The organism is Allostella sp. (assembly GCF_041913585.1).
Classification (GTDB): domain Bacteria; phylum Pseudomonadota; class Alphaproteobacteria; order ATCC43930; family Allostellaceae; genus Allostella.
In genome coordinates, this window is sequence record NZ_JAYSFE010000001.1 from 122,069 (window position 1) to 132,250 (window position 10,182).

10 protein-coding genes are annotated in these 10,182 nt (G+C 71.4%); all 10 read left to right on the forward strand.

From position 1 onward, the window contains the following. Positions 1 to 70 precede the first annotated feature (70 nt). The 10 genes from ACE3Q3_RS00645 to ACE3Q3_RS00690 all read left to right on the forward strand — a co-directional run bounded on the left by ACE3Q3_RS00645 (position 71) and on the right by ACE3Q3_RS00690 (position 10,131). Entirely contained in the window at positions 71 to 1,297 is a 1,227-nt protein-coding gene (locus ACE3Q3_RS00645; RefSeq protein WP_374440238.1) for an SLC13 family permease, read from the forward strand. Between the two features lie 32 nt (positions 1,298 to 1,329). Next, the gene (locus tag ACE3Q3_RS00650) at positions 1,330 to 2,244 is read left to right on the forward strand and encodes an allantoinase PuuE (RefSeq protein ID WP_374440241.1); all 915 of its coding nucleotides are present in this window, start codon (positions 1,330 to 1,332) and stop codon (positions 2,242 to 2,244) included. Positions 2,245 to 2,553: 309 nt separating this feature from the next. Beyond that, complete coding sequence (locus ACE3Q3_RS00655; RefSeq protein WP_374440244.1) at positions 2,554 to 3,039, forward strand: iron-sulfur cluster assembly scaffold protein; 486 nt, start codon at positions 2,554 to 2,556, stop codon at positions 3,037 to 3,039. Positions 3,040 to 3,086: 47 nt separating this feature from the next. Further along, positions 3,087 to 5,063 (forward strand): threonine--tRNA ligase, encoded by a 1,977-nt coding sequence (gene thrS / locus ACE3Q3_RS00660; protein WP_374440246.1) that lies wholly within the window; start codon positions 3,087 to 3,089, stop codon positions 5,061 to 5,063. 190 nt (positions 5,064 to 5,253) lie between these two features. Further along, positions 5,254 to 6,138, forward strand: a complete 885-nt coding sequence (locus ACE3Q3_RS00665) for an RNA polymerase factor sigma-32 (RefSeq protein WP_374440251.1) — start codon at positions 5,254 to 5,256, stop codon at positions 6,136 to 6,138. Positions 6,139 to 6,204: 66 nt separating this feature from the next. Next, on the forward strand, positions 6,205 to 7,176 hold the full coding sequence (gene pip, locus ACE3Q3_RS00670) for a prolyl aminopeptidase (RefSeq protein ID WP_374440254.1): 972 nt from the start codon (positions 6,205 to 6,207) through the stop codon (positions 7,174 to 7,176). A gap of 36 nt (positions 7,177 to 7,212) precedes the next feature. Next, positions 7,213 to 7,818, forward strand: coding sequence for a DUF1190 domain-containing protein (locus ACE3Q3_RS00675; protein ID WP_374440257.1), 606 nt, complete (start codon positions 7,213 to 7,215; stop codon positions 7,816 to 7,818). A 7-nt stretch (positions 7,819 to 7,825) separates the two neighbouring features. Continuing rightward, positions 7,826 to 8,941 carry a glutathionylspermidine synthase family protein gene (locus ACE3Q3_RS00680; RefSeq protein WP_374440259.1) on the forward strand — a complete coding sequence of 372 codons (1,116 nt, stop codon included), beginning with the start codon at positions 7,826 to 7,828 and terminating at the stop codon, positions 8,939 to 8,941. A gap of 24 nt (positions 8,942 to 8,965) precedes the next feature. Then, positions 8,966 to 9,379, forward strand: a complete 414-nt coding sequence (locus ACE3Q3_RS00685) for a DUF350 domain-containing protein (RefSeq protein WP_374440262.1) — start codon at positions 8,966 to 8,968, stop codon at positions 9,377 to 9,379. Continuing rightward, positions 9,379 to 10,131 (forward strand): GNAT family N-acetyltransferase, encoded by a 753-nt coding sequence (locus ACE3Q3_RS00690; protein WP_374440264.1) that lies wholly within the window; start codon positions 9,379 to 9,381, stop codon positions 10,129 to 10,131. Before ACE3Q3_RS00685 ends, ACE3Q3_RS00690 begins: the two co-directional genes overlap by 1 nt. The last annotated feature ends 51 nt before the right edge of the window (positions 10,132 to 10,182 follow it).

The window sequence follows — 10,182 nt, forward strand, 5'->3', positions numbered from 1 at the left end:
TGGCGACGATGATATGGTCGCACGGCCTCCCCGTCCCGCTCTTCCGCCCGCGATCGGACGCGCCCCCGGCTTGACCCTCCTCGTCGTCATCGTCTTCGTCGCCGTCTATGCCGGCATGGCCCTCGGGCGCTGGCCCGGCCTCGGCCTCGACCGAACCGGGATCGCCCTCATCGGCGGCATCGGGCTCGGGCTCGCGGGCGCCGTCACCCCCGAGGCGGCGCTGGCGGCGATCGACTTCCCGACGCTCTTCGTGCTGTTCGGCCTGATGATCCTCTCGGCACGCTTCGCCGAGAGCGGGTTCTACGACTGGTGCGTCGCCCGCGTCGCCGCCGCCCGTGCCGGCCCGGCGGCGCTCCTCGGCCTCACGGTCGCGGTGACGGGGGTCCTGGCCGCGGTGCTCTCCAACGACGTCGTCGTCTTCGCGATGACGCCGCTCCTCTGCCTCGGGCTCCGGGCGCGCGGCCTCGACCCGCGGCCGTTCCTGATCGCGCTCGCGGGCGCGGCCAACGCGGGTTCCGCGGCGACCATGATCGGCAATCCGCAGAACATCCTGATCGGCCAGAGCGGGCGGCTCGACTTCTTCGATTTCCTCCTCGCCTGCGGTCCACCGGCGCTGCTCTCGCTGGTCGTCGTCCACGTCACCGTGCTGCTGGTCTGGCGGGGACGCTGGACCATCCGGCCCGAGGGCGGCCCGGTGGCCCCCAGGGTCGACCGGGCGGAACTGGCCTGGGCGGGCGCGGCGACGGTGGCGCTGCTCGCCCTCTTCGCCAGCCCGTTGCCGCAGGCGGAGTCGGTGCTCATCATCGGCGGGCTCATGCTGCTGTCGCGCAACCTCGCGACGCGCACCATCCTCGGTCTCGTCGACTGGTCGCTGCTGGTCCTGTTCGCCGGCCTCTTCGTGGTGACCGCGGCCTTCAGCGAGACCGGCCTGCCGGCGCTGGCGGTCGGCTGGCTCGCCCAACGCGGCCTGCCGCTCGCCGATCCGCTGGTGCTGGCCGCCGTCGCCGTCGGCGGCAGCAACACCGTCGGCAACGTGCCGGCGGTGATGCTCTTCCTGCGCGCCGTGCCGGATGCGGCGCCGGGCCTGCTCTACGGCCTGGCGCTGCTGTCGACGCTCGCCGGCAACCTCCTGCTCGTCGGCAGCCTCGCCAACATCATCGTCGCCGAGCGGGCGGCAGTCGTCGGCGTGCGCCTGTCGTTCCGCACCCATGCCGCCTGCGGGGTGCCGATGACCCTCGTTTCGCTCGTTCTGGCGCTGCTCTGGCTGGTCGGTCTCGGCTACCTTCCATGGCCGTGAGACTGCCGCCGCGATTTCCCGGGAGAGGACAGATGGCCGAGACTATCCGTGACCTGATCGGCTACGGCGCGAACCCGCCCGATCCGCAATGGCCGGGCGGCGCCCGCCTGGCGCTCAACCTCGTGCTCAACTTCGAGGAGGGCTCGGAATACTCCATCGACGACGGCGACGGCTTCACCGAGACCGCGCTGACCGAGGGGGCGAGCCAGACGGCGCCGCTCAAGGGCCGCGATCTCGCCGGCGAGAGCATGTTCGAGTACGGCAGCCGCGTCGGCTTCTGGCGGGTGCATCGCATCTTCCGCGAGCGCGGCCTGCCGCTGACCGTGTTCGGCTGCGCCCTGGCGCTGGAACGCAACCCGCCCGCCGCCGCCGCGATCCGCGCGGCGGGCTGGGACGTGTGCTGCCACGGCTGGCGCTGGATCAAGCATTTCGAACTGTCGGAGGAGGAGGAGCGCGAGCACATCCGGCGCGCCGTCGCCTCCCTGCGGCAGACCGTCGGCGAGCGGCCGATCGGCTGGTACTGCCGCTACTCGCCGTCGGTGAACACCCGGCGCCTGCTCGTCGAGGAGGGCGGATTCCTCTACGATTCCGACGCCTACAACGACGACCTGCCCTACTGGACCCGGGTGTCCGGGCGGCCGCACCTCGTCGTGCCCTACACGCTCTCGAACAACGATGCCAAGTTCGGCCGCGGCGTGTTCGGGACCGGCGAGGATTTCTTCACCTACCTGCGCGACGCCTTCGACGTGCTCTACGCCGAGGGCGCCACCAGCCCGAAGATGATGTCGGTCGGCCTGCACCAGCGTCTCGTCGGCCACCCGGCCCGGGCGGCCGGGCTGATGCGCTTCCTCGACCATGTCGGCCGCCATGCCGGCGTCTGGGTATGCCGCCGGGCCGACATCGCCCGCCACTGGGCGGCCGTCCACCCGGCGCCCGCGGGCGCCTGAGGGCACCCGGCGCCCGCGGGCGCCTGAGGGCGGCGGTCAGGCGCCTTCCCGGCCGGAGTCCCTGGGCCGTGCCTTCTCGTGGTCCTGACGGCGGATCCGGTCGTGGTCCTGCTCGTCGGGGGCGGTCGGATCGGGCCGGCGGACGTCTTCCGCGGGCTTCGGGGCATCCTTGGGCGGGCGTCGGGCGTCGGGTCTCGTCATGGCTGTCCAACGCGGGCCGCGCGCGGGACGTTCCCCGCGCGGCGAATTGACCGGCGGCGCGGGCGGGGCCACTTAGGGAGGCGACGAACCTCCTGCGGTCGAGCCACGATGACAAACGGCGTCGAAGCCCTCTACAGCGACCGGGTCAAGGCCCTGGCCGGCGACATCCCGCGGACCACGCGGCTCGCCGCGCCCGATGCCACGGTGACGATGACGAGCCCGCTCTGCGGCAGCCGGGTGACCGTCGACGTCCGCCTCGAGGGCGACCGCGTCGCCGATTTCGGGCAGACGGTACGCGCCTGCACGCTGGGCCAGGCCTCGGCCTCGATCATGGGGCGGCACGTCGTCGGCCGTCCCGCGGCGGAAATCCGGGCGGTGGCCAAGACGCTCAAGGCGATGCTAAAGGAAGGGGCGCCGCCGCCCGAGGGGGAATGGTCCGAACTCGCGGTCCTCGCCCCGGCGCAGCGGTTCAAGTCGCGGCACGGGTCGATCCTCCTGGCATTCGATGCCGTGGTCGCGGCGCTCGACGACATCCAAGGCCACCGGCCCGATGCGGCCCCGGCCAAGGGCCTGCCTGACACGATGCGCGTGTAGGCCGTCCCCGGCCGGGCCGCGACGGCCGCCGGCGCAGGAGTAGAGTGATGGTGCAGATTTCGCTTCCCGACGGTTCGGTGCGTCCCTTCGACGCCCCGCCCACGGGACTGGCGCTCGCGGAGAGCATCGGCAAGGGCCTCGCCAAGGCCGCCGTCGCCATGCGCGTCGACGGCGTGCTCATGGACCTCACCCGCACCATCGACCAGGACGCCACCGTCGAGATCGTGACCCGCGACCAGCCGGCCGCGCTCGAACTGCTGCGCCACGACGCCGCCCATGCGCTGGCGGAGGCCGCCAAGGAACTCTATCCCGACGTCCAGGTGACGATCGGACCGGCGATCGAGAACGGCTTCTACTACGACTTCTACCGCGAGACGCCGTTCACGCCCGAGGATATGGCGCGCATGGAAGAGCGCATGCGCGAGATCGTCGATCGCGACGAGCCGATCACGCGCGAGGTCTGGGACCGCCAGCAGGCGATCCTCCATTTCCAGTCGATCGGCGAGCACTACAAGGCGCAGATCATCCAGGACCTGCCGCCGGGCGAGGTCATCACGGTCTATCGCCAGGGCGCCTTCGTCGACCTCTGCCGCGGCCCGCACCTGCCGTCGACCGGCCGGCTCGGCAAGGCCTTCAAGCTGATGAAGCTGGCCGGCGCCTACTGGCGCGGCGACCATCGCAACGCCCAGCTGCAGCGCGTCTACGGCACCGCCTGGGCGAGCGAGAAGGACCTCAAGGCCTACCTGACCCAGCTCGAGGAGGCGGAGAAGCGCGACCATCGCCGCCTCGGCCGCGAGATGGGCCTCTTCCACCAGCAGGAAGAGGCGGCCGGCATGATCTTCTGGCACCCCAAGGGCTGGCGCCTCTATCGCCGGCTGGAGGCCTGGCTGCGCGAGCGGCTGGATCGGGCGGGCTATGTCGAGGTCAAGACGCCGCAGCTCGTCGACCGCAAGCTGTGGGAGGCATCGGGCCACTGGGAGAAGTTCCGCGAGAGCATGTACATCGCGGAGAACGAGGAGGGCGTGAAGGCCTTCGCCGAGGATCCGACGGAGCGGATCTTCGCGCTGAAGCCGATGAACTGCCCGTGCCACGTCCAGATCTTCAACCAGGGCCTGAAGAGCTACCGCGACCTGCCGCTGCGGATGGCCGAGTTCGGCTCCTGCCACCGTTTCGAGCCGGGCGGGGCGCTGCACGGCATCATGCGGGTGCGCAACTTCGTCCAGGACGACGCGCACATCTTCTGCACCGAGGACCAGATCATCTCGGAGAGCAAGGCGTTCTGCCAGTTGCTGCTCGGCGTCTACCGCGACCTCGGCTTCGCCGACGTGTTCGTCAAGCTGGCCGACCGGCCGGCGAAGCGACACGGCAGCGACGCGGTGTGGGACAAGGCCGAGGCGGCGCTCGCGGCGGCCTGCGACGCCTCCGGGCTGCCCTATGTCCTCAACCCGGGCGAGGGCGCGTTCTACGGTCCCAAGCTCGAGTTCACGCTGCGCGACACGATCGGCCGCGAGTGGCAGTGCGGCACACTCCAGGTCGACTTCGTGCTGCCGGAGCGGCTGGGCGCCTTCTATGTCGGCGAGGACGGCCAGAAGCACCATCCGGTGATGTTGCACCGGGCGATCTTCGGCTCGTTCGAGCGCTTCATCGGCATCCTGATCGAGCATTATGCCGGCCGTCTGCCGCTGTGGCTGGCGCCGACCCAGGTGGCGGTGGCGACGATCGTCTCCGACGCCGACGCCTATGCCGCCGAGGTGGCGGACCTGCTGCGCGCCCGCGGCCTCCGGGTCGAACTCGACCGCCGCAACGAGAAGATCAACTACAAGGTGCGCGAGCACAGCCTGGCCAAGACCCCGGTCATGCTCGTCGTCGGCAAGCGCGAGACGGAGGAGCGGACGGCCTCGATCCGCCGCCTCGGCCGGCCGGACCAGGAAACCCTGGGGCTCGACGCCGCGATCGCCGCCCTGGTGGCCGAAAGCGCCGCCCCGGACGGCACCGCGACGCCGGTCGCCGCCGCCGCCGAGTAGCCGCGATGCTGCACCGCGTCACGGGAACGTGATGCGGGATTGATACCGGCTCCGTGCCGACTCGCCCGAGGATGGAGACGGTCTCGCTCGCTGCGGCGGGCGGGCCGCCTCCTCCAGGGCCGGCCGCCTGGCCGCCCGGATGGCTGATCCGGCGGCCCGTCTTCCGCGTACCGGTTGCGGAGGACGTTCGATGGCCCATCTCGACGATACCGACACGCAGCGCGCCAATGCCTCGTTCATCCGCACGGCGATGCGGGCGCCGATCCTCAGCCGCGACCACGAGGCGGAACTGGCGCGCCAATGGCGCGACCACCGCGACGAACGGGCGCTGCACGAACTGGTGACGGCCTATACCCGGCTCGTCGTCAGCATGGCGGGCCGCTTCCGCCACTACGGCCTGCCCACCGGCGACCTCATCCAGGAGGGCAATGTCGGGCTGATGCAGGCGGCCGAGCGCTTCGACTGCACGCGCGAGGTCCGCTTCTCGACCTACGCCGCCTGGTGGATCCGCTCGGCGATGCAGGATTTCGTGTTGCGCAACTGGTCGATCGTGCGCACCGGCACGACGGCCGCGCAGAAGTCGCTCTTCTTCAACCTGCGCCGGCTGCGCGCCCGCATCGCCGAAGGCGAGCAGAACGGGATGTCGCCCGAGAGCAGCCAGCGGATCGCCGAGACGCTCAAGGTCTCGGTCGCCGACGTCCAGACCATGGAAATGCGCCTGTCCGCCGCCGACCAGTCGCTGAGCGCGCCGCTCGGCGACAAGGGCGAGGAATCGTGGCAGGACTTCCTCTCCGACCCCAGGCCCGATCCCGAGCAGGTGGTGATCGGCATGCGCGACGCGGCCTCGCGCTCGCGCTGGCTGGCGGAGGCGCTGGACGCGCTCTCCCCGCGCGAGCGGCGGATCATCTGCGAGCGCCGGCTGGTCGACGAGGGGGCGACGCTCGAGGATCTGGGCCGTGCCCTCGGCGTCTCCAAGGAGCGCGTCCGTCAGCTCGAGAACCGGGCCCTGAACAAGCTGCGCACCGCCATGCGGGCCCGCGTCGCCGTGCCCGACGAACTCTTCGTCGAGGCCTGATGGCGGCGGGCCGAACGGGCCGCCCCATCCTGGCCCTGGCGGCGCCGTTGCGCTAATACAGGGGCCATGCCGAACGCCGACACCGGAACCGCGCGCGCCGACCTCTTCCCGGAGATCGCGCCCTACGCCACGGGGATGCTCGCCCTCGACGCCCCGCACGTCATGTACTGGGAAGAGAGCGGTCGCGCCGACGGCGTGCCCGCGATCTTCGTCCACGGCGGGCCCGGGGCCGGCGCGACGCCGACCCATCGCCGGTTCTTCGATCCCGCCCACTACCGGATCGTGGTGTTCGACCAGCGCGGCTCGGGACGGTCGACGCCGCTCGGCGCCGTCGACGGCAACGACACCGATGCGCTCGTCGCCGACATGGAGCGCCTGCGCGTGCATCGCGGCATCGACAAGTGGGTCGTCTTCGGCGGCTCCTGGGGCTCGACGCTGGCGCTGGCCTATGCGACGGCCCATCCCGACCGCGTGCTGGGCCTCGTGCTGCGCGGCATCTTCCTCTGCCGGCGCAGCGAGATCGACTGGTTCCTCTATGGGATGCGCACCGTCTATCCCGAGGCGTGGCGGAAGTTCTGCGAGGGCGTGCCGGCGGCCGAGCGCGGCGATCTGCTCGGTGCCTACTACCGGCGGCTGACCGATCCCGATCCTGCCGTCCACATGCCGGCCGCGCGGAGCTGGAGCCTCTACGAGGGCGCCTGCTCGACCCTGCTGCCGAGCCCGGAGACGGTCGCCTCGTTCGGCGAGGACCGCAAGGCGCTGGGGCTGGCACGTATAGAAGCGCACTACTTCACGCACCATGTCTATACGGCGGAGAACGACCTGATCCGCCGCATCGACCGGATCCGGAACATTCCGGCCGTCATCGTCCAGGGCCGCTACGACATGGTGTGCCCGATCGTGACCGCCGACGAACTGTCCCGGGCCTGGCCGGAGGCGCGCTACACGGTCGTTCCGGACGCCGGGCACTCGGCGATGGAGCCCGGCATCCGCAGCCAGCTCGTCGCCGCCACGGAATCGTTCAAGGGCCTGCGCTGAAGGCGGGCCCGCGGAGACAGGGAGAAAGGCAGGGCCATGAAGCGCTCACGATCCATCCGCCTCGCACTGCTCGGCACCGTCGGCCTCGTCGGACTTGCCGGCTGCGACGACACGCCGGTCGCGAGCGAGGGCCAGTTCTTCCGCGACGCCAGCGAGTGCCGCAAGGTCCTGGACGCCGCGACCTGCGACAGCCAGTTCGCCGCGGCCCAGAAGGAGCATGTGCGCACGGCGCCGAAGTTCGCCACCAAGGAGCAGTGCGAGGCGCAGTTCGGCGCCGCCAACTGCACCACGGCGCCGACGCCGGACGGTGCCCAGGCGCAAGGGACGACCCCGGGCGCGGCCCCGGGGCAGCAGCAGACGGCGCAGTCCGGCAGCGGCGGCTTCTTCATGCCGCTGATGCTGGGCTATCTCGGCGGCCAGCTCATGAGCCGCATGGGCCAGCCGCCGCAGCCGGTCTACCGCGACGCCCAGAACCGCGCCTATTCGGGCGGTGCTGCCGGCGGCCGCAGCATCGGCAACTGGAATCCCTCGGGTGGGTCCGTCGCCACCCCGGCCAGCGCGCGCTCCGATGCCAGTTCCTCGACGCAGCGGAGCGGCTTCGGCTCGACGGCGACCAGGATGTCGTCCGGCTCCGGTTCGTGATCCGGACATGACCGGGCTCCGCCGGGAGCGGCTGGTTCCGCGCGTCGACTGGCGTCGACGGGCGGAGGCCCTCGGCTTCTCGTTCCACACCTCGGACGGCGTCCCCTACTGGGACGAGACCGCCTGCTACGCCCTGACGGCCGAAGCGGTGGACCAGATCGAGGAGGCGACGAACGAACTCGAGCAGATGTGCCTCGCGCTCGTCGACCGGGTGGTCGCGGCCGGCGACTATGGGCGGCTCGGCCTCTCCGACGAGGCGGCGGGGCTGGTCGAGGCGAGCTGGAAGCGCGGCGACCGCAACCTGATCGGCCGCTTCGACCTGTCCTGGGACGGCGAGGGGCCGCCCCGGATGCTGGAATACAATGCCGACACGCCGACGTCGCTGTTCGAGGCGGCGGTCGTGCAGTGGGAGTGGATGGAGACGGTCAAGCCCGGCACCGACCAGTTCAACTCGATCCACGACCGGCTGATCGACGCCTGGGGCCGCTTCGGCATCCGCAACCCGGTGCATTTCGCCTGCGTGCGCGACCATGCCGAGGATTTCGGCACGGTCGAGTACCTGCGCGACACCGCGACCCAGGCGGGGCTGGCGACGGCCTTCCTCCATATCGACGAGATCGGCTGGAACGGGCTCGGCTTCGTCGACCTCGACGACCAGCCGATCCGCACCCTCTTCAAGCTCTATCCGTGGGAATGGCTGCTGGGCGAGGAGTTCGGCCGCAACATCGGGCCGTCGCGGGTACAGATGATCGAGCCCGCCTGGAAGATGGTCCTGTCGAACAAGGCGATGCTGCCGCTCCTGTGGGAGATGGCGCCCGGCCATCCCAACCTGCTGGAGGCGTCGTTCGACCCGGGTGCGATCCAGGGCCCGCAGGTGCGCAAGCCGATCCTCGGCCGCGAGGGCGCCAATGTCGAGATCGTCGGCGGGGAATCCTCGGACGGCCCCTACGGCGCCGAGGGCTTCGTCTACCAGGCGCTGCACCGGCTGCCCAAGACCGACGGCGGCTATCCGGTGATCGGCTCCTGGGTGGTGGCGTCGCAGTCCGCCGGCATCGGCATCCGCGAGGACGACGGCCCGATCACCCGCGACGGCAGCCGCTTCGTCCCGCACTACTTCACCTGACCAGCTGCCGCGAAGGGTCGGACGATGCTCGTGCTCAAGACCAACTATCTCGAGACGCTGCCGAACTTCCTCGCCTATTTCGGCTCGGCGGTGGCGCTGACGGCGCTCTTCCTCTTCCTCTACACGCTGGTCACGCCGCACCGCGAATGGGCGCTGATCCGGACCGGCAACAATGCGGCCGCGATCAGCCTGTCGGGCGCCGCCATCGGCTTCGCCATCCCCTTCGCCAGCGTCATCGTCCACAGCCAGAACCTGATCGACATGGCGATCTGGGCGCTGGTCGTGCTGGTGGTGCAGATCGGCGCCTATCTCGTGACCCGGGTCCTGAAGCCCGGCCTCAGCGCCAAGATCGAGGCCGGCGACACCGCGCACGGGACGATCCTCGCCGCCATCGCGGTGACCGCCGGAATCCTCAACGCCGCCTGCATGACCTACTGATGGACCGGGCCCAGGTGCTCCGCCTCGAGGAGGCGGGGCTCAACGCCTGGCCGGCGCTGCGGGTCGCGCTGGTCGACGGCTGGGTGGTGCGCTTCGCCGACGGCTTCACCAAGCGCGCCAACTCGGCCAACCCGATCTATGGCGCGGAGGGCGACCTGCCGGCGCGGATCGACCGGGTCGAGGCGCTCTACCGGGCGGCCGGGCAGCGATCGATCTTCCGGCTGTCGCCGCTGGCGCCGCCGGGACTGGAGCCGCTGCTGGAGGGCCGCTCCTATCGCCGGATCGACGAGACCGTGGTCGAGACGGCCGACCTTGCGGCCATGCCCGGCGAACGCGACCCGGGCTTCCGGCCCCTGCCCGGGGCGGCCGAATGGGTCGAGCCCGCCAGCATCCTGCAGCAGGAACCGGCGGCGACCCGGCCGATCCTGCGCGCGATGCTGGAGCGCATGGTGCCGCGGCCGTGCTTCGGCCTGCTGCTCCGCGACGGCGTCCCCGTCGCCTGCGGCCTGGCCGTGGCCGAAGGCGACCTCGTCGGCCTGTTCGAGATCGCCGTCGACCCCGCGCGCCGCCGCGCGGGGCTCGGCCTCGCCATCACCCGTTCGCTCCTCGCCTGGGGCCAGGCGCAGGGGGCCGCCCGCGCCTATCTCCAGGTGGTGGCCGGCAACGCCGCGGCCCGCACCCTCTATGCCGGCCTCGGCTTCCGCGAAAGCCACCGCTACTGGTACCGGGTGGCCGACGCGCCGCCCGCCTAGCGGCGGGCGTACTGCTCGGCGCCGAACAGCACGGCGCGCTGCTTCTCGTCG

Excerpts from the sequence above, each read along its gene's own strand:
- ACE3Q3_RS00675 (WP_374440257.1), top strand. The coding sequence starts at position 7,213 with ATGAAGCGCTCACGATCCATCCGCCTCGCACTGCTCGGCACCGTCGGC.
- ACE3Q3_RS00685 (WP_374440262.1), top strand. The coding sequence starts at position 8,966 with ATGCTCGTGCTCAAGACCAACTATCTCGAGACGCTGCCGAACTTCCTC.
- ACE3Q3_RS00690 (WP_374440264.1), top strand. The coding sequence starts at position 9,379 with ATGGACCGGGCCCAGGTGCTCCGCCTCGAGGAGGCGGGGCTCAACGCC.
- ACE3Q3_RS00650 (WP_374440241.1), top strand. The coding sequence starts at position 1,330 with ATGGCCGAGACTATCCGTGACCTGATCGGCTACGGCGCGAACCCGCCC.
- thrS (WP_374440246.1), top strand. The coding sequence starts at position 3,087 with ATGGTGCAGATTTCGCTTCCCGACGGTTCGGTGCGTCCCTTCGACGCC.
- ACE3Q3_RS00665 (WP_374440251.1), top strand. The coding sequence starts at position 5,254 with ATGGCCCATCTCGACGATACCGACACGCAGCGCGCCAATGCCTCGTTC.
- ACE3Q3_RS00655 (WP_374440244.1), top strand. The coding sequence starts at position 2,554 with ATGACAAACGGCGTCGAAGCCCTCTACAGCGACCGGGTCAAGGCCCTG.
- ACE3Q3_RS00680 (WP_374440259.1), top strand. The coding sequence starts at position 7,826 with ATGACCGGGCTCCGCCGGGAGCGGCTGGTTCCGCGCGTCGACTGGCGT.
- pip (WP_374440254.1), top strand. The coding sequence starts at position 6,205 with ATGCCGAACGCCGACACCGGAACCGCGCGCGCCGACCTCTTCCCGGAG.